Origin of the sequence: Nannocystis bainbridge (assembly GCF_028368995.1) — a bacterium.
Taxonomy (GTDB): Bacteria; Myxococcota_A; Polyangia; order Nannocystales; family Nannocystaceae; genus Nannocystis; species Nannocystis bainbridge.
The window spans coordinates 678,420-697,160 of the sequence record NZ_JAQNDL010000004.1 but is presented as its reverse complement, the minus strand read 5'-3'; the positions used below and the strand labels follow the sequence as shown (position 1 = coordinate 697,160).

The 18,741-nt window shown below is 70.3% G+C and carries 13 protein-coding genes; 6 read left to right on the top strand and 7 right to left on the bottom strand.

The genetic code is table 11. The annotated features are described in order from the left end of the window. Positions 1–179 precede the first annotated feature (179 nt). The 4 genes from POL25_RS40160 (at position 180) to POL25_RS40145 (ending at position 6,863) form a co-directional block, all read left to right on the top strand. Entirely contained in the window at positions 180–1,550 is a 1,371-nt protein-coding gene (locus POL25_RS40160) for a leucine-rich repeat domain-containing protein (protein ID WP_272091708.1), read from the top strand. 377 nt (positions 1,551–1,927) lie between these two features. Then, complete coding sequence (locus POL25_RS40155; RefSeq protein WP_272091707.1) at positions 1,928–3,964, top strand: endonuclease; 2,037 nt, start codon at positions 1,928–1,930, stop codon at positions 3,962–3,964. Then, complete coding sequence (locus POL25_RS40150) at positions 3,961–5,715, top strand: S8 family serine peptidase (RefSeq protein ID WP_272091706.1); 1,755 nt, start codon at positions 3,961–3,963, stop codon at positions 5,713–5,715. The genes POL25_RS40155 and POL25_RS40150 overlap by 4 nt, the downstream gene beginning before the upstream one ends. Before the next feature lie 89 nt (positions 5,716–5,804). Next, positions 5,805–6,863, top strand: a complete 1,059-nt coding sequence (locus POL25_RS40145) for a trypsin-like serine peptidase (RefSeq protein WP_272091705.1) — start codon at positions 5,805–5,807, stop codon at positions 6,861–6,863. Positions 6,864–6,936: 73 nt separating this feature from the next. On the opposite strand, the gene POL25_RS40140 is transcribed toward POL25_RS40145, so the two are convergent. The 3 genes from POL25_RS40140 to POL25_RS40130 are packed head-to-tail and all read right to left on the bottom strand — an operon-like array spanning position 6,937 to position 12,123. After that, a complete protein-coding gene (locus POL25_RS40140) occupies positions 6,937–9,285 on the bottom strand; it encodes a terpene synthase family protein (RefSeq protein ID WP_272091704.1) in 2,349 nt (782 codons plus the stop codon). A 6-nt stretch (positions 9,286–9,291) separates the two neighbouring features. Beyond that, positions 9,292–10,689, bottom strand: coding sequence for a family 2B encapsulin nanocompartment shell protein (locus tag POL25_RS40135; RefSeq protein WP_272091703.1), 1,398 nt, complete (start codon positions 10,687–10,689; stop codon positions 9,292–9,294). 36 nt (positions 10,690–10,725) lie between these two features. After that, positions 10,726–12,123, bottom strand: coding sequence for a family 2B encapsulin nanocompartment shell protein (locus POL25_RS40130; RefSeq protein WP_272091702.1), 1,398 nt, complete (start codon positions 12,121–12,123; stop codon positions 10,726–10,728). Positions 12,124–12,596: 473 nt separating this feature from the next. Between POL25_RS40130 and POL25_RS40125 the strand changes: the two genes are divergently transcribed. After that, on the top strand, positions 12,597–14,183 hold the full coding sequence (locus tag POL25_RS40125; protein ID WP_272091701.1) for a mechanosensitive ion channel family protein: 1,587 nt from the start codon (positions 12,597–12,599) through the stop codon (positions 14,181–14,183). A 159-nt stretch (positions 14,184–14,342) separates the two neighbouring features. Here POL25_RS40125 and POL25_RS40120 read toward each other — a convergent pair whose 3' ends face one another. Next, positions 14,343–14,525: a hypothetical protein gene (locus tag POL25_RS40120; protein WP_272091700.1), complete on the bottom strand. Its 183-nt coding sequence runs from the start codon at positions 14,523–14,525 to the stop codon at positions 14,343–14,345. 36 nt (positions 14,526–14,561) lie between these two features. Further along, positions 14,562–15,278 carry a DUF4215 domain-containing protein gene (locus tag POL25_RS44750; RefSeq protein ID WP_272091699.1) on the bottom strand — a complete coding sequence of 239 codons (717 nt, stop codon included), beginning with the start codon at positions 15,276–15,278 and terminating at the stop codon, positions 14,562–14,564. On the opposite strand from POL25_RS44750, the gene POL25_RS45115 reads away from it, so the two are divergent. Further along, positions 15,214–15,681 carry an IS66 family transposase gene (locus tag POL25_RS45115; RefSeq protein ID WP_373372146.1) on the top strand — a complete coding sequence of 156 codons (468 nt, stop codon included), beginning with the start codon at positions 15,214–15,216 and terminating at the stop codon, positions 15,679–15,681. The genes POL25_RS44750 and POL25_RS45115 overlap by 65 nt on opposite strands. On the opposite strand, the gene POL25_RS40105 is transcribed toward POL25_RS45115, so the two are convergent. Next, positions 15,659–15,892 (bottom strand): acyl carrier protein, encoded by a 234-nt coding sequence (locus POL25_RS40105; RefSeq protein WP_272091698.1) that lies wholly within the window; start codon positions 15,890–15,892, stop codon positions 15,659–15,661. The genes POL25_RS45115 and POL25_RS40105 overlap by 23 nt on opposite strands. Before the next feature lie 135 nt (positions 15,893–16,027). Further along, entirely contained in the window at positions 16,028–18,217 is a 2,190-nt protein-coding gene (locus POL25_RS40100; RefSeq protein WP_272091697.1) for a hypothetical protein, read from the bottom strand. Positions 18,218–18,741: the final 524 nt, after the last annotated feature.

The following is an 18,741-nucleotide window of genomic DNA, read 5'->3' as shown; positions in this document are numbered from 1 at the left end:
GTCGCGTCCGCGAGCGTGCGCGCTGCCTCTTCGCGCCGCCGAGTCCCTCGGCCTGCGAGGCCCGAACATCGCGCAGCTCCGGCCGCGTCGCCGCGCGCTGCAGCCACGGCGATCTCCTCGCCACGCGAGGGCTCGTCCGCGCCTTGAGCCGGATCGCCACGCGCATGTACGCTGCGCGGATGGCTCGTGCTCATTCGTGGCTCGCGTGCATCGTGACTCTCGCCTGCGCTCCCAAGCCCGCCGACACGGAGACCGACGGCGAGAGCGTCAGCGGGCCCGGGACGACCTCGGACACCTCGCCGACCACCGATGACGGGCCGCCGTCGTCGACGAGCACGGACAGCACCACCGGCGACCCGCCGGGACCGACCACGAGCGCCGCCTCGACCACCACGGACACGAGCGACGGCACGACGACCCTCACGAGCTCGACCACCGGCGACACCACCACCAGCGATTCGACCACCGGCGACACCACCACCACCGGCGAGTCCGCCGTCGACTGCGGACCGCCGTGCCCCGAGGCGCTCGAGTTCGAGGGCAACGTGGAGATCGGGCCCGGCGACTCGACCGAGTTCATGGCCTGCGTCACGCGCGTGACCGGATCGATCCACATCACCGGCGACCTCACCGTTGCGCAGCTCGCGGGCTTCGCCAACCTCGTCACCGCCAGCGCGCTGCAGCTCGACAGCAACGCCGTGTTGACCGACCTCTCGCCGCTCGCCTGCGTGGAGGACCTGTTCAGCCTGCGCATCGAGGACACGCCGGCGCTCACCGACATGTCCGCGCTGGCCAACCTGAAGCGGCTGGTCACGCTCGACATCTTCGCCACCGGGATCACCAGCCTGCCGACGTTCGCGCCCGACTACGAGGGCATCGAGGAGCTCCACGTGGTCGGCAACCCTGCCCTCGTCGACGTCGACGCGCTCGCCACGCTGAAGTACTCCGGCATCACCGCGCTCGAAGTGCTGCTCGCCGACAACGCGACGCTCGCCGATCTGTCGCCCAGCGCCGCCCTGTTCGCCCAGGCTGGCCCCGACATGACGCTGCGGCTGCGCTCGTTGCCCGAGCTCGCGTCGCTCGCCGGCCTCGAGACGATCGCCGCCGCCGGCCTGCTGTCGCTGCGCGACCTGCCCCAGGTCCCCGATCTGGCGCAGCTGGCCGCCCTCGAGCAAGTCCACACGTTGCAGGTCTCGGGCCTGCCGCAGGTCACCGACCTCCACGGCCTCGAGCAGCTGAAGCTCGTCGACGTGAACCTCGCCATCGGCGACTGCTCGCAGACCGGCTTTCGCATGGACGGCCTCACCAGCCTGGCCGGCCTCGACGCGCTGACCAGCGCGCGGTTCCTCGTCGTCACCAACAGCCCCGGCCTCACCTCGCTCGACGGCCTCGGCAGCGTGCAGGAGCTCGTCAAGTCGCTGCAATTCATCGACACCCAGGTGACGCCCGCGCAGGTCGACGGATGGGTGCAACAACAATTGAACGCCCCGCCGGAGCAGCTGTGCGTCGGCGACTGGGACGACTGTCCCTGCATTCCGCAGGTCGATTGAGCCCAGGCGCCGGCTCGGCGCAATGCCCACAGGCCCGGCTGGGAACGCAGGATCGGCGCGGCGCGTTCGCGCGTGCTTCGATTCGAAGTCATGCGCGATGCCGGCGCGCGACACTCGCCCAGGATGGCGCATGGACATCGACGTGTTCGTCGGCGGCCTTTCCGTCCCTGGTCGCGTGCCCCGGAAAACGCACACCCCGCGAACGCCTGCCCGCCGCTCCGGCGCGCGCGCGGGCCTCCATCCGCGCCGCCGACGAACACGGTTCAACCGCCGGGCAATGCTCATCGTCCGCGATTTCGCCAGATCGGCGCACCCCGTCTTTCCCCGCGCCGTCCGGCTTTTCTCGCCCGTCCGCGCGTGCTTTGCTGTTCGTCTCCATGGCCTCGCCCGCCCGCGTCCGCGCCTACGCGGACTCCATCCTGCCACCGTCCCACCTCGAATCCAGCGCCTCCGTCGAGCCCATCGTCGCCGGCGCCGCCCAGTGGTTCGGCCTCGACGCGCGCCAGACCGATCAGGTCCGCAGCACCGCCCGCAAGTGGATCGATCGCGCCCCGCTCGCGCCGGGCGACCTCGAGTGCCTCGAGGCGATCATCCTGCCCAGGGAGCGGCCCGTCGCCGACATCGCTGACGGCAAGCTGCTCGGTCTGCCGCCCGGCGAGTTCTTCGACCTCCACGCCGACGCCGACCTCCGCGCGCGCATCGAAGCCTGCCTGCCGGCGATCGGCCGCATCGAGCTGCCGGACAACCTCTCGCTGCCCTACGGCGGCACCGGCTTCGTCGTCGGCGACGGCCTCATCATGACCAATCGCCACGTCGCCCAGCTGTTCGCCGGCGGCCTCGGGCGCACCCACCTGCGCTTCCTCCCCGGCCAGACCGCCGGCTTCGATCCGCGCCGCGAGCAGCAGGACGAGCCCGACGGCCCCACCTACGCAGTGTCCGAGGTCGTCCTGATCCACCCCTACTGGGACCTGGCCTTGCTGCGCGTCGACGGCCTGCAGGTCACCCCGCTCGCGCTCGCCGTCGACGATCCTGCCGCCCGTCGGCGCGTCGCAGTGATCGGTTATCCCGGCCTCGATCTGCGCAACGACCTGACGATCCAGCAACGCGTGTTCCGCGGCCGCTACAACCTCAAACGCCTCGCCCCCGGTTACTTCGGCGGCCGCCGCCGCGTCGCCAGCTTCGGCCGCACCGTCTCGGCCGCGCTGCACGACTCCTCGACCCTCGGCGGCTGCTCCGGCGCCGCGATCCTCGACGTCGCCACCGGCCGCGTGCTCGGGCTGCATTTCGGCGGCGTCTACCTCGACCGCAACTTCGCCGTCCCCGCCGCCGAGCTCGCCTGGGATCCGCGGATCGTCGACGCCGGGGTCCGGTTCGCCGGCGCCGCCGCGCCCCGCGAATTGCCGGGCGAATGGAGCGCCGCCTGGAACGACCTCGAGCAGGCGCCGCCGATCGCCCCGGCGCCGTCAATCACCACAGTCGCCGTTCCGGGCCAGACCCTGCGCATCACCGTGCCGATCGAGATCACCGTGCGGCTCGGCACCGCGGCGGGTGCCACCATTGCTGCGGTCGAGCAGCCTGCCCCCATTGCCGCCGACCTGCACCGCCTCGTCGCCGCCGCCCGCGCTCGCCCGTATTACGACGCCGCCCAGGACGCCAGCGATCGCGCGAGCTATTACGCCGACATCCTCCACGACATCTGCCACGAATCGCTCTCGGCCCTGCTCACGACCACCCACGCCGAGGCGCCGAAATACAATCCGAGCCACCAGCTCTACCCCTGGGTCGACCTCCGCCCCGACCTCCGCCTGGCCTCGATCTACTCCGGCGCGACCTTCTCGCCCGAGGCCCTGATCGCCGACGACGCCCGCATCGACGCCGCCCGCCGGGCCCGCCGATCGGAGTTGCGGGCGCGCCGCACCTCCCTCTCGCTCGCCGACATCGACGCCGCCGTCGAGGCCGAGCTGCCCTACAACTGCGAGCACGTGGTCCCGCAGAGCTGGTTCGGCAAGCGCGAGCCGATGCGCGGCGACCTCCACCATCTTTTCGCCTGCGACCCGCCCTGCAACACCCTGCGGGCCGACCGCGCCTACCACGAGTTCGACCGCGACACCCCGATGCCGCCCTGCGGCGAGGGCGAGGGCCCGTACTTCGAGCCTGGCGACGGCCACGGCCCGGTCGCCCGCGCGACCCTCTATTTCCTGGTCCGCTACGCCAGCGAGCTCGACCCCTCCCGCACGCCCACGCCGGCCCAGATCGAGCTGCTGAAGCGCTGGTCCACGGACGATCCGCCCGGCCTCCACGAGCGTCACCGCAATCAGGCCATCTTCGCCGTGCAGGGCAACCGCAACCCGTTCATCGATCACCCACAATGGGTCGACCTCGTCGAGTTCACGCCCGCGCCGGAGGACGCATGAACCCGCCGAACACCCGCAGCGTCGTCGTCGAGCTCACCGCCGACACCGCCGCCCACGCCGCCGCCGCCGTCGAGCACGCCGTGCAGACCGCGGGCCTCGCCGCTCGCGGCTGGCGCGTCCGCGGCCCCGCCGACCCCGGCGAGCCGCGGCGGCTGATCGAGGTGCTCGCGCCCGCCGGCACCGACCTGCGCCGCGGCTGGAACGCCGCCCACGCGCTGACCGAAGCGCTGGCCGCTCGCCCCGAGCTCGCCGCTATCGCCGAGGCCGAGCTCGATCACGCGTTGACCGAGATCGACGCCCGGATCGCCGCCGAAGTGCGCGAGGCCCCCGGCACCGAGCTCTCCATCAACCCCCCGCCGCGCTGGCATCTGGCCGAGATCGGGGCCGAGCGCGCCTGGCAGCACGGCCACGGCCACGGTGTGCGGATCGGTCACCCCGACAGCGGCACCACCGAGCACCCCAGCCTCGCCGGCGCGGCCGTCTTGCACGACCAGGGCCTGAACCTGATGGAGCCCGGCAGCCCGCCGATCGATCCGCTCGCGCCAGTGGGCCAACCCGGCCACGGCACCGCGACCAGCAGCCTCATGGTCGGCCGCGAACGGCTGCCGCACCGCGTCGTCGGCCTCGCGCCCGCCGCCGAGCTCGTGCCGATCCGCGTCACCGACTCGGTCGTCATCCTCACCTGGCACGCGCGCCTGGCCCAGGCCATCGACCACGCGGTCGCGCGCGGCTGTCACGTCGTCTCGCTCAGCCTCGGCGGCCTGCCTGGCGCTCGCCTGCGCCGCGCGGTCGAGCGGGCCCACGCGCGCGGCGTCATCGTCGTCGCCGCCGCCGGCAACCACGTGCAGTTCGTGGTCTGGCCGGCCGCCTATCCCGAGGTGCTCGCCGTCGCGGCCACCGGTCCTAAAGGACAGGTATGGAGTGACTCGTCGAAGGGCCCGAGCGTCGCCCTGACGGCCCCTGGCCACCGCATGCTCGTCGCCGACTGGCGCGACGGCGACGCCGTGACGCGGATCAGCAGCGGCACCTCCTACGCGACCGCCCTGGTCGCCTCGGCCGCCGCGCTGTGGCTGGCCCGGCACGACCCCGTCGCGCTGCGCCAGCGCTACCCCGGCGCCGCGCTGCCGCAGGCGTTTCGCCGCGCGCTCGCCGGCTCGACCCGCGACGCCCTCGATCCCGGCCCGTTCCCGCGGGCGTGGTTCGGCGCCGGCCTGCTCGACTGCGCGGCCCTGCTGCAGGCCCCGCTGCCGCTCGGCGAGGAGGCCCCAGGCGCCACGCCGCCGGCCGCCCCCGAAGCGATGCTCGTCGACGCCTTGTTGCCCCTCGCCCTGGAGCGCGCACGCGGTCGCACGGGCCCGCACGAGGCCATCGTCTCGGCGCACGCGCAGACCCGCAGCGTCGAGCAGCGCGTCCGCCTCGGCGTCGCCCACCTGCTCGGCGCCGGCGCCCGCGAGGACCTCACGACCGCCGCCCCGGGCCTCGGCGTCGAGGTCTTGCAGCAGCTCGTCGTCGACCCTGTTTATCGTCGCGCTTTGGTCGACGCGGTCCTCGGCGAATCACCGCTGCCGGCCGTCCCGCGCCACGCCTCCATGGCCCTGCGCCGGCGGATCGCCGACACGACCGCCGCCCCCGCGCGACCGCGACGTCGCGTGCAGCTCGCCCCCACCACCGCAACGACCACCACCGACAGCCTGCGCATCGTCGTCCCGATCACCCTCGAGGTCCGCCTCGGCGCGCCCGAACCCGAGTGATGCCTGACCGAAACCCGCCATCCTCGCCTTGATCCTTCGAGCCGAACACCGCCATGCGAACACAACGGTTGGAGCGCCTCTTGCTCAGCATGTTCAGCGCCGACGAGCTGCGGCGATTCCTGCGCTACGGCTTCGGCGACGAGGTGATCCTCGCCCTGCCCGGCGCCAACGTTCCGCCCGTGCAGCTCGTCGAGGCCGCGTGCGAACTGCTCGAGCGCCGTCAGCTCGTCGACGCCCGCTTCTTCGCCGCTCTGTGCGCCGAGCGACCGCGCCGCAGCGCCGAGATCCAGGCCGTCGCGGCCGAGTGGTCCCAGCCCAAGCCCTACGCCTGGACCTCGCCCGAGCAGCTCTCGCGCCTCCACCTCGAGGCCCTGTCGACCCGGCGCGATCACACCATCTCCGCCCGCTTCCTCGTCCGCGGCGCCGAGGCGGCCAAGTCGGTGGCCAAGGTTTTGGTCCACCGTCACTTCGGCGACAAGCCGCGCTACCAGGCCGACGAGAGCCCCGAGGTTTCGACCGGCACCGGCTGGCTGATCGCGCCCAACCTCGGCATCACCAACCATCACGTCATCGCCGCGCGCCAGGACGGCGAGACGATCACCGCCACTGACTTCGCGCTGCAGGCCCGCGGGACCGTCCTGCAATTCGACTACCTCGCCCCCGACGCTCCCTTCGAATCGGTCGGTGTGCTCGAGGTCGTCGCCGCCGACGCCGAACTCGACTTCGCGCTGCTGCGGCTGGGGCCCGTCGACCGTCCGCCGCTGCGCCTGCGAGTGCGCCCGCTCGAGCGCACCCGCGACACCCCGCTGGCGGAGTGCGTCAACGTCCTGCAGCACCCCGACGGCGAGCCGATGCGGATCGGCCTGCGCAACAACTTCGTCGTGCACGGCGACAGCCACTGGCTCAGCTATCTCACCGACACCCGCAGCGGCGCCTCCGGCTCGCCGGTGTGCGACGACGAGTGGGGCGTCGTCGCCTTGCACCGCGGCCACCGCGAGCTCCCCGGCGCGACGATCAAGCTCGACGGCGTCGCGGTGCGCACCGAGAACTACGGCGTCCAGCTGCGCGCCGTGCTCGAGTGGACCCGGCTCCACGCGCCCGCGATCCACGCCGAGATCGAGGCCGCGCAGGCCACCGCGCCGCGCTGACGACGAAATCTTGCCGCAGGCGAAGGGCCAGACGCCGGCGCCGCCGGCGTTCTGGCGCCCGAAGTGAGGCCGGTCAGCCGACCTTGAGGATCGCCGCCAGCCCGTCCGGCAGCGTCGACGCCATGACCCCGCGCAGCAGCGCCAGCGGCCCGAGCGACTTGGCGCGGTGGCGCTGCAGCTCGGCCTCCGGGTAGCGGAGCGAGAGGTTGTGCCAGTCGAGGATGCCCGCCATCCAGTCCTTGAGGCCCTCGATGTAGGCGTCCAGCGCCGCGCGGGCGTCGGCGTCGAGGTCGAGGTCGGCGATCATCGGCGGCACGTCGTGCGCCAGCACGTGCTCGAACTGCTCCATGCGCGAGGTCATCAGCTTGTTCGCGGCTTCGACCGCCTCCTCGCGCGACAGGTCGAGGAACGACTGCAGCACCAGCACGATGTTGTGGATCTCGCCCTCGTACTCGATCTCCTTCTGGTACGAGAAGATGTCGTTGGTGAAGCAGGCGTAGTCCTGGGCCGAGACCTCGAGCCAGTGCAGCGGGCGCGAGTAGAGGGCCGCGGGCGGGATCTTCTCGCCCTTGGTGATCCGGGCCAGGTTCATCGTCATGTCGGAGCCGAAAGTCGCGCGCCGCATCTCGACGTAGTCGACGGGATCGGGGATGCGGTGCTGGGTCTGGTTCATCAGCTCCCACAGCCAGCTCGCGGTCATGTCCTCGACGCTCTTGCGGAAGCTGGCGCGCTGGGTCGGCGACAGCGGCCCCGCGGTGCGTACCCACAGATCGGCGAGGCCGGCCTCGAGCGGGTTCTGCGGAGGCGGCACCGGCGAGGCGTCGAGCGGCATGAACAGCGACAGGCGCTCGTTCTGCAGCTTGGCCGCGGCGAAGTTGCGCTGGTTGCCGAACACCAGCGGGAAGTAGTCGTCGCCGTAGGTGCCCCACGTCAGCCACGCCGACGACACGTCGAGCTCGTCGCCCGACGCGTCGGGGTGGATCCGCGCCGCGCACTCGGCGAAGTCGTAGCCCACCAGGCGATCCTCGTCCCACACGCACGCGCCCGGCACCCCGGGCACCTCGGCCAGCATGCCGGTGGCCCGCGCGTAGTCGATGCAGTGCTGCTTGGCCCGCGCCAGGTTGCCGTTCACGCGCGCCTTGAACGGCATGTAGAACGCCGGCAGCCGGGTCGGTCCGACCGGCTGGAACAGCAGGTGCGAGAAGTTCTTGATCCGCTTGAGCCCGAGCGCCGACGGCGACAGCGTCAGCCGTACGCCCGAGGTGCCGAGCCCCGTCGGCCCGCGGAGCACCCGCTCGATCAACGTCGCGGCCCGATTGGCCGCGTCGTCGGACTCGCCGCGCGCGAGCCGACGCTCGGTGCCGACGCGGAAGTGGGTCGCCAGCGCCGGCGGCACCGCCAGCTCGACCGACGGCGAGGCCGCCTCGCCCTCGCCGCCGCCGTTCATGTAGCGGCTCGAGCGCATGTGCCACTCGTGCCCGCCCGACTGCCAGTCCTGCAGGCCCTTGACGTAGAGGAACACCGCCTGGCGCTCGAGCGGATCGAGCCGGTGCTCCTCGAACAGCGGCGGCAGCTCGACCGCCGCGGTGTTCTCGAACTGCTGCAGCCGCGAAGTCAGCAGGTCGTTGGTGATCTCGGCCGCCCGCTGGGTCGGCACGTCGAAGAAGCGCTCGACCACCAGCACGCAGTTGGCGTTCTCACCCTCGCGCTCGACCTCTCGCTGGTACGAGAACAGGTCGTTGCGCAGGTGCACGCCGTCGCTGAAAGTGTCCTTCAGGACCCGCAGCGGCCGCGTCTCGGCGACCCGCGCCGGGATCTCGGCCCCGACCGCGTGCTCGACCAAGCCCGCCGACCACGGCGCGCCGCCGACCTTGCGCCGCATCTCGATGTACTCGATCGGGTTCGAGACCCGCGCCTGGCGGATGTTACCGAGCTCCCACAGCGACTCCTCGAGCAGGTGCTGCGTGTGCGCGTGGAACCGCCGGCGCCAGTCCTGCGAAGTCGTCGGCGTGGTCCGCCGCCACAGATCGACGAGCCCCGCCTCGACCGGGTTGGTCGGCTCGGGGATCGGCGTCGAGAGGTCGACCGGCATGAACGCCGGCAGGCGGGCCAGGTACTCCTTGGCCCCGATCATGTCGCGCGTCTTCTTGTAGACCTCGAGGAAGTGGTCGTCGAAGAAGAACACCCACACGTACCAGTCGGTGATGAGGTCGAGCTCCTCGCCCGAGCAGTCCGGATGGGTGTAGGCGCACAGCAGCGCGTAGTCGTGGTTGTCGAGGTCCTCCTCGGTCCACACCCCGGTGTCGATCATCTCCATCGCGTAGGCCCACTCCTTGGTGTGCCGGCGCGCGCCTTCGAGGTGGGGATTGATCCGCGCCGGATGCGGCATGTAGAAGTCCGGCAACTGAAACGGCTGCTTCATGGCTGGCTACTCCTGGCGACCGATCGCCACGTCTTCGAGCATCCCCAGCGCGTCGGGCACCAGCACCGCCGCCGAGAAGTACGCAGTGATCAGGTATTCGTGGACCGCGCGGTCGTCGACCCCGATCGAGCGCACCGAAAGGCTCGGCTCGACCTCGTCGGGGATGCCGGTCTGGTGCAGCCCGATCACGCCCTGCGACTCGGCGCCGACGCGCATCGCCAGGATCGCGCTGGTGCCCTCGCGGGAGATCGGCATCTTGTCGCTCGGCACGATCGGGACCCCGCGCCAGCCGAGCATCGCGCTGCCCTCGAGCGCCAGCGTCTGCGGGTAGATCCCGCGGCGCGTGCACTCGCGGGCGAACGCGGCGATCGTGCGCGGGTGGGCCAGGAAGAACCGGGTCGAGCGCCGACGGCACAGCAGCTCGTCGAGGTCCTCGGGCGTCGGCGGCCCGCTGCGGGTCGGGATCCGCTGCTTGAGGTCGACGTTGTGCAGCAGCCCGAACTCGCGGTGGTTCAGCAGCTCGTGCTCCTGCTGCTCGCGCACCGCCGCGATCGTGAGGCGCAGCTGCTCCTGCGTCTGATCCATCGGCTCACTATAGAGGTCAGCCACGCGGGTGTGTACGCGCAAGATCGTCTGCACGAGCGAGAGCTCGTACTCGCGCGGGCGCAGCTCGTAATCGACGTAGCTGATCGGCAGCGTCGCTTCACCGCTGTGCCCGGCGGACATCGCTATCGCCTGCTGCCCGCTCTTGTCCTGCGGCTGCGCGCGTCGGCGCGCGTAGGCCTCGACGTGTGCGGCGAGCGCCGGGGAGTCGGCGATCGCCCGCGTCAGCACCTGCTCCGACAGCGTCAGGACCACGCAGCGCGTGACCGCCTGCACCGTGTACGGCCACGCGTCGCCGCGCGCGACCAGGCCTTCGTCGCCGAAGTGATCGCCGTCGACGAGCTGCCCGAGCACCAGCGAATCGTCGTACTTGCCGGGGCCGAGCTTGCGCGCCTTGCCGTGCGCCAGCAGCACCACGCGATCGGCGGGCGCGCCGGCGGCGACGATGACCTCGCCGGCGGCGACCTCGTGCTGGACGAAGCGATCGGCGAGCGCCGACAGCACCTCGTCGTCCTCGAAGCCGCGCAGCAGCGGCAGCTCGGTCAGCTCGCGCGGGATGACCTGCACGCGCGGCCCGACGCTGGTAAATCCGACGCGCCCGTCGCCGACCGCGTAGGTCAGGCGACGATTGACGCGGTAGGTCCCGCCGGGCACGTCGACCCACGGGAGCAGGCGCAGCAGCCAGCGCGGGCTCTGGCCCGCCATCTGCGGCGCCGACTTGGTGGTCGTCGCCAGGTTGCGAGCCGCCGCCGTGGCGAGGCTCGTCTGCGCATCATCTCTCGGGTTCGACGTGTCCGACATGACCGGTCTCCTCTACGACTCAGCTCCGCGGCCGCCTCAGCGACCGATCTCCGCGTCCTCGAGCACCGCCAGCGCGTCGGGCACCAGCACGGCGGCCGAGTAGTAGGCGCTGACGAGGTACGAGATGATCGCCTTCTCGTTGATGCCCATGAACCGCACCGACAGGCTCGGCTCGACCTCGTCGGGGATGCCCGGCTGGTGGAGGCCGATGACGCCCTGGTTCTTCTCGCCGGCGCGCAGCAGCAGGATCGAGCTGGTGCGGGTGTCGGTCACCGGGATCTTGTTGCACGGCAGGATCGGCACGCCGCGCCACGCCGGGATGTGATGCCCCGCGAACTCGACGGGGTGCGGGTAGATGCCGCGCTTGCTGCACTCCTGGCCGAACGCCGCGATGGTGCGCGGGTGGGCCAGGAACGCCGTCGGCTCCTTCCACACCAGCGCCAGCAGCTCGTCGAGGTCGTCCGGGGTCGGCGGGCCCGAACGGGTGTGGATGCGCTGCTTGAGGTCGGCGTTGTGGAGCAGGCCGAACTCGGGGCTGTTGATCATCTCGTGCTCTTGCCGCTCGCGCAGCGCCTCGATGGTCAGGCGCAGCTGCTGCTGCGTCTGGTTCATCGGCTCGTTGTAGAGATCGGCGACGCGGGAGTGCACCTGCAGCACCGTCTGGGCCACGCTGAGCTCGTACTCCCGCGGCGACAGCTCGTAGTCGACGAACGTGCCCGGCAGCGCCACCTCGCCGCGGTGGCCGGAGGCCAGCGCGATCTCGGCCTCGCCCTGGCCGCTCTGCGGCTTGCCGCGGTTGGCCTTGAACTTCTCGACCTGGGCGCGCAGCGCCGGCGACTGCTCGACCGCGTCGGCGAGCGCCTTCTCGGGCAGCGTCAGGGCGATGACGCGGGTCACCGCCTTGACGGTGAAGCCCCACGTGTCGTTCTCCTCGACCAGGTTCTGGTCGCCGAAGTGGGCGCCGTCGGCCAGCACCGCCAGCACGGTCTCGTCGCCGTACTTGCCGGTGCCGAGCTTGTTGACCTTACCGTGGGCGATCAGGAACACTTGGTCGGCGGGCTTGCCGGCCTCGACCAGCAACTCGCCGGCCTTGTACTCGCGCTGGACGAACTTGCCGGCCAGGGCCGCGAGCACCTCGACGTCGTCGAAGCCGCGCAGCAGCGGCAGCTCGCTCAGCTCCTGCGGGACCACCGACACCTTGGCGCCGACGTTGGTGAAGCTGAGGCGACCGTCGCCGATCGCGTAGCTGAGGCGGCGGTTGACGCGGTAGACGCCGCCCGCGGCGCGCACCCACGGCAGCAGCTTGAGCAGCCACCGCGAGCTGATGCCTTGCATCTGCGGCTCCGACTTGGTCGTCGTCGCCAAATTGCGCGCTGCTGCGGTCGCCAGGCTGGTCTGCGAGCCAAAATCACCGGGTTTCTGAGCATTCGACATGACGTAACCTCGAGGTCTTTCTCAATTGTGACGATTGGCCCGCACCGCCGAACAGACGCGCCATTCCCGGGCTCGACCCCCGGGGGCTCGTCATTCGTCGGTCACGAGAACCGTTCGGACTCGTGACATTTCCGGCGCGTCCGTAACCGCGCGCGGAGTATGTTGATTGGAATTTTCGCGGCGAGCTCTACCGGGTCAGAAATACGCTGTCAACGTAAAAACAAGCGGCGCGGATGCGAGCGGCCGATCGCCAGATATCCTCACGCAATGGCCGTCTGCGTGGCACAATCGGCGTGGGCGCCCGGTCCGGCCGGGCGGGCGCCCAGCGGGCGCCCACTGCCGACACCTGTCACGATTGTCAATGGGCGTTTGTGTTCCTCGCCGATCGCTATGGCACACTGGGCGCACCCGAGGACTCGACGAGGCCGCCGCTCGTGATCCACAATGTCGCGTCGATGGACGCTGCAACGCTGTTGAATAACGCGCTCGTATTCGGCGCCGCGCTCCTGCTCGTGGTCCTCGCGGCCCTGATCGTGTCGCGCCAGTCCGGTCGCCTGCTGCGGGTCGCGCTGCGGCTGGTCCGCGCTCCCAATCACGACACCCTGGCCGCCTCGCTGGCGAGCCGCGTGTCGCGGGCGATCGTCGTCGTCGCCACCGTGGTCGCCATCGCGCTGATCGTGGGGGGCGTCGCGCTGACGATGTACGACATCGACTGCGCGCCGCGGCTGTGGGCGTGGGCCCAGGTCGCGCTCCTCCGCGATCCGATGGCGGCGCTGCAGCGGGCCCTGAGCGTCGTCGGCGTCGCGCTCGCCGCCTACCTCGTCTATCGATTCTTCAAGGTCGTCGCCCACTACTTGATCGCCGGCCTGCGCCGCAACCCCGCGTTCGCGCAGCACGACGCCCAGCTCGCCGTCCTGCTCGAGCGCCTGCTGATCGCCCTGCGCTGGGGCATCGCGCTGGCGGCCGCGGGCCTGTGCGTCGCGCTCGCACCTCCGCCGGAGCTGATCGTGCGAGCGCTGCACGTCGTCACGGTGGTCGCGCTCGGCGTGCTGATCGCGCGGACGATGATCGTCATCGCCCACCTGGCGGTCGACGTCGTGTTTCAGTTCGCGCGCGGCCGCGAGGGCCACCGCACCCTGCGCTACGTCGGTCGGCTCGAGCACCTCGCGGGCATCACCAAGCGCACGCTCGACTACTTCTTCTTCGTCGGCGCCGCCACCTGGATCTTCGATCAGATCAACCCCGGCGGCCGGCTGTCGGAGTTCGGCCTCGTCGGCATCCGCATCATCGCCCTCGTGTACGCCGGCCGGGTGCTGATCGAGGTGTTCGAGCTGCTGGTGCGCGAGCTGCTGCTGGCCGATCCGGACAAGCGCAGCGAGGCCGAGAACCAGCAGCGCCTCACCCTCGTCCCGGTCGCCAGCAGCATCCTCCGCTACGCCATCTACTTCTGCATGACGGTGATGGCGCTGCAGGAGCTCGGCCTCGACACCTCGCCGATCCTCGCCGGCGCCGGCCTGCTCGGGCTGGCCGTCGGCCTCGGCGCGCAGGCGTTCGTCGGCGACGTCGTGTCCGGCTTCTTCATCCTGTTCGAGGGCCTGTTCCTCGTCGGCGACCGCGTGCGCGTCGGCGACGTGGTCGGCAACGTCGAGGAGATCGGGGTCCGCGTGCTCAAGCTCCGCGACGAGGCCGGCGTGCTCCACTGCATCCCCAACGGCGAGGTCCGCAGCATCGCCAACCACGCGCGCGTCTACGTCAACGCGATCGTCGACTTCCGCCTGCCCTACGCCGCCGACCTCACCCGCGTCCTCGCGCTCTTCAAGGCCCACCTGGCCGAGCTCCGCCCGCGCTGCCCCGACCTCCTCGACGACCCCGAATTCGTGGTCCAGGACCTGCAAGACACCGGCGTGCTCGTCCGCTGCGTCGCCCGCGTCAAGCCCGGCCGCGACGACGCCACCTGCGAGCTGCTGCGCGCCGAGCTGCTCACCGCCTTCACGGCCGCCGACGTCGCGCCGCAGGCCAGCCACGTGGTCGTGCTGCAGAACACCGCGGCCCCGCGCTGACGCCGAGCCCGCGCGGCTCCACGGATGATGCGTGTCGACGGCTCAGCCGGAGGCACCCATGGGACCTCCGGCTGAGCCGCGAGCAGGCCGCGCGTCACGCGGTCCAGGCACCGGACGGCTCTCGGTCTACCTGTCCCGAGAGCCATCCGGCGAGCGCGCTCACTGGCACGGGCAGATCGAGCGCCGGCCGTTGTTGTTACAGGCGTTCCCGATCTGGTCCATGTTGATGAGGTGCTCGTTCGGGCACCCGGCGTAGGTCGAGCAGTACAGCGGCCCGATCAGCGGCATGTTGGTGTGATCGCCGGACGTGTCCTCGAGGCACGCGTAGGTCCAGCCGTTCACCGCGACGCCGTTCAGCCCGAACGCGCTCGCCAGCGCCTAGCACTCGGGCTCGGTGTCCTGGGCCAGGAACCACGCGTTCTTGTCGGCCAGCGGCGTGAGCCCGAAGTGCGCGCACACGGCATCGCACGGCTGCCCGCAGGCGGTCGGGTTGTAGCACCAGTTGAGCCCGTTGACGGCCTTGCAGGACGTGCCGCAGCCGGGGTTGCAGCCGTCGTTGGGGATGTTGTTGGCGTCGTCGCAGGTCTCGCCGATGCCGGGCTGGACGAACCCGTCGCCGCACGTGGCCGGCTTGCACGCGTTGGTGCAGCCGTCGGTGTTGCTCGCGTTGCCGTCGTCGCACTGCTCACCCGGCTGGACGAACCCGTCGCCGCACGCCGCGTTCTTGCACGTGTTGGTGCAGGCGTCGTTGTTGTTCATGTTGGCGTCGTCGCACTGCTCGCCCGGCTGGGTGAAGCCGTCGCCGCACACCGCGTTCTTGCAGGCGAGCGTGCACAGCCCGCTGTTGCTGTTGAGCAGCCCGAGGTCGCACTGCTCGCCGGCCTGCACGAACCCGTCGCCGCAGGTGGCCGGCTTGCAGACGTTGGTGCACGCGTCCGCGTTGCTCTGGTTGCCGTCGTCGCAGCCTTCACCGGGGCCGACGAAGCCATCGCCGCACGCCTGCTTGCTGCAGTCGGCCTTGCACGCGTTGGTGTTGGCGTTGTTGGGCCCGTCCGTCGTGCGGCCGAAGTTTGTCCGGAGGGTGACCGATCCCACGGCGCTGAACACCCTGGTCCTGATCGCCGAGACGCCCGAGCGACCGATCGAGCGTGGGCTCGCCGGCCCCGACCTGCTCGCCGACACGATCGTGCGCCGGTGGCAAGACCACCTCCCGTTGCACCGCCAGGAGGACATCTACGCCCGCGAGGACGTGGAGCTCGCCCGTACCTGTGGCGCGCTGCCACGACCGTTCACTCATGTCTCGCCGATCCTACATGTCGCCAAGACCGACGCCGGATCTCGCTCGTCGAGGATGACTCCGACGAGTAACGCCGCGAGCACGGCCGCGCCTACGGCTGCCCTCAAAAGAGACACCTTCTGCGTCGAGGCTTCGCTCATGGGTTCTCCCGACAGATCGGCCACGCCAGGAAAGCCGATCAGCCCTGCCTGCTTTCGATGATAACAATCGCATCCTTCACGGTGGAGATCTTCTCTTCCGCATCATCGGGAATCTCGATGCCGAATTCTTCCTCAAACGCCATGACCAGCTCAAGCATGTCGTTGGCATTGGCGCCAAGGTCGCGGACGAAGTTCGCTTGCTTGGTCACTTTGGCGGCTTTGACTTCAAGATGCTTGACGACGATCTTCTTGACTCGGTCGAGAGTGCTCATGTTGCCTCCAAGCATACAGACGTATTCGCGCTTAAGCGGCGCTTCCGGGCGGTCGATTGTGCGGCGGTCTCGCTGCGATCGGATCGAGGCAGCCGCCCGCGGCCTTCGTCGGCCGCGGGCGCTGCTCGGCGCGGCTCAGTGCACGAACACCTGGCTCGTGCCGGTGAACCGGCTCAGCTCGACGTCCTGCGCGACCGCGTCCTTGTCGACCTTCGCGGCGGCGTTGAGCAGGTGCTTGACCGTGTCGAGCTTGGTCACCGGACCGACCTTGATCGGCGAATCCTCGGCGACGCCGGTGTCCACGGGGACCATGCCGTTGACCTCCATGATGACGTCGATGAGGTGCGGGAACACGAACCTGCGGCCGCAGCTGTTGCACGCGATCTCGTAGAGCCGGTTGTGCCGGCGATCGAGGTCGGCGAACTCCATCCACGCCACGCCGGGGCCCCACTGCTGGTCGGGCACCGCCCACACGTTGCCGGCGCCGCCGCCGGTCAGGAAGTTGGAGAGGCTCGCGGGCGCGCTCGTCGGATCGACGTGGAAGAACGGCGTGGCCGAGTCCTCCTTGTGACAGCCGCTGCAGGAGTTGATCGAGAACTGCTGGCGCGCGCAGACCTCCCGCGGATCGCTCGGATCGGCGGCGGCGATCTGCCAGTGATCCACGGGCGACACGAAAGCGTTGCCGCCGCGCAGCGGCAGGCCGCTGGCGACGAGCGGCATCGAGTAGCTCGGGCTGCAGTCGCTGACGATCGTGTTGCCGCTCGCGCCGGTGGTGAAGGCCGCGCCGAACGAGACCTCGGACAGGACCGCCCCGGGCGCGCCCGACGGCGGCATCGGCGTGAACAGCGTCCAGTCGTCGATGTCGACGTCGCCGGACGCGTTGTAGAAGCTGTCGTTGGGGGTCAGCGCGACGGTGTGCGGCTGCAGCGGGCCGTCGGTCGGCGTGTCGACATTCGTGAGCGCGTCCTCGGTGGACAGCGTGAACTCGCGGAGCTCCCACTGGAAGTTGAGCGCGTTCTCGTTGGTCCGGATCTGGTTGATCGCGTTCTGGTTGCCCTTGGCCGGCGCGGCGCCGTTGAGCACCACGTTCTCGGTGATGCTCTCCAGGTGGGCGCGCCACGAGGACGAGAACCGGGGCAGCAGCGGGTCGCTGAGCCGGATCCACTGGTTCGCCCAGTCCTTGATCGCGGCGCAGTCCTCCCGCGGCACGCCGTACTCGAAGATCACCGAGAAGGGCAGCTGCGCGCAGCTGTTCAGGTTCTGCACGCCGAACACGAAGCGCATCTCGCCCGCGGTGAGCGGCATGCCGCCGCCGCCGTACATGCCGCCGCTGCTGGTCTCGCCGAGGTCGATGCGGTTGACGATCGCGGACAGGCGGAACGGCGCCTTGTCGAGGTTGAGCGGGCCGCCGAGGGTCAGGTTGCCGCCCACCAGCGACGACGTGACGCCGCTGGCGTTGGCCCACGGCCGGATCACCTGCTGGAACATCTGCGTGCGCGCCGGGAGCGTGTCGCTGTTGACGACCTGATTGGTCAGCCAGGTCGACAGCCACTTGACCACGAAATCGTTGGTGCTGAGGCCCGAGCCGATCGCCATCTCCTCCATCAGGTGCTTGAACGTCCACACGCCGTTCGGGTTGTCGGCCCCGGGGTGACACACGTCGTTGGTGCGGTTCTTGTCGCGGACCACCGAGAGGTCGGTGATGAGGAGCGCCTCCTCCCAGCGCGCCGGCGTCGAGATCGGCGCGAGCGGACAGGGCCCGAGCGCGACCGGGACGCCGGTGTCGAACACGCTGATGTCGAACTTGATGCCCGTCGTGACCGCGATCGGGTTGCGGCCCTCGAACACGATCCGGTCCTTGGTGGTCTCGCCGAACTTGGCGAGGTTCTGCTCGGTCTTCGCCCGCTGCTCGAGCTCCTCGGCGCTGAGCGTGGCGAAGGCGGTGAAGAACTCCTTGCCGGGGCTCTCCTTGAGCACGCCGAGCTCGACCAGCGCGTCGCTGCGCACCAGCATCATCGGGTTCTTGGGGTCACCGACGACGCGGACCAGGCTGTCCTGGAGGTCCTTGTTGTGCGGCTTGTCCAGCTTGATGTGCACCGCGACGTTGTCACCGGCCTCGGTCGCCTTGGGCAGCTTCTGGACGAACACCTCGGCCGTCTCGAGCGGCTCGACGAACGGCAGCTTGTCCGCCGAGAAGCTCTCGCCCGGGAACGCCTTCGGATCGCCGTCTTTCTTGAACTCGACGTCGTCGCCGAGATCCGCCTCGTCGACCTCGTTTTCGGTACACCCGACCAATCCAAATGCACCGACCGCACCAATCATCATCGTAGCCAACGATACATACTGCACTCGATTCCGAGTCATCGCAATCTCCTGGGTTTGTGGGACGCCCAGCGATATCTTCACGAAAAGGATTGGCGATGGAAGCCAGGGAATGCACCGTGAAGCCGCGGCCGCATCCCCCGATAATGCGCGGCCTCGCTCGCAATCGAATGGGTCGATTCAGCGGCGCCAAGTTCGCGTTTTACCCAGCCCTCGAGGGGAACAAGGTACGCGTCGCAACCGCGGGCCGCTCGCGGTTTCGCAGATTCGGACCCAGAGCGAGACCCAGCTGGACCGTTCGCGGGAGATCTTCTCCTGGCGAATTCAGGTCATTTTCGCCCCTTCGCGTCTCAGTCGCGCGACATCGCGCATTCGAGCCCGGTTCGGGGCGCAAATTCGGCGCAGGCGAGCGCCGTTTGTGGTCTGGGCTCCGCACCTGCCGCGGCCCGACCCATGGGCGAACTTGCCCCTCGGCCTGGGGGCGCTCCACGCCGGTGGCGGACATGGTTCGGCGCGAATTTTGCGCG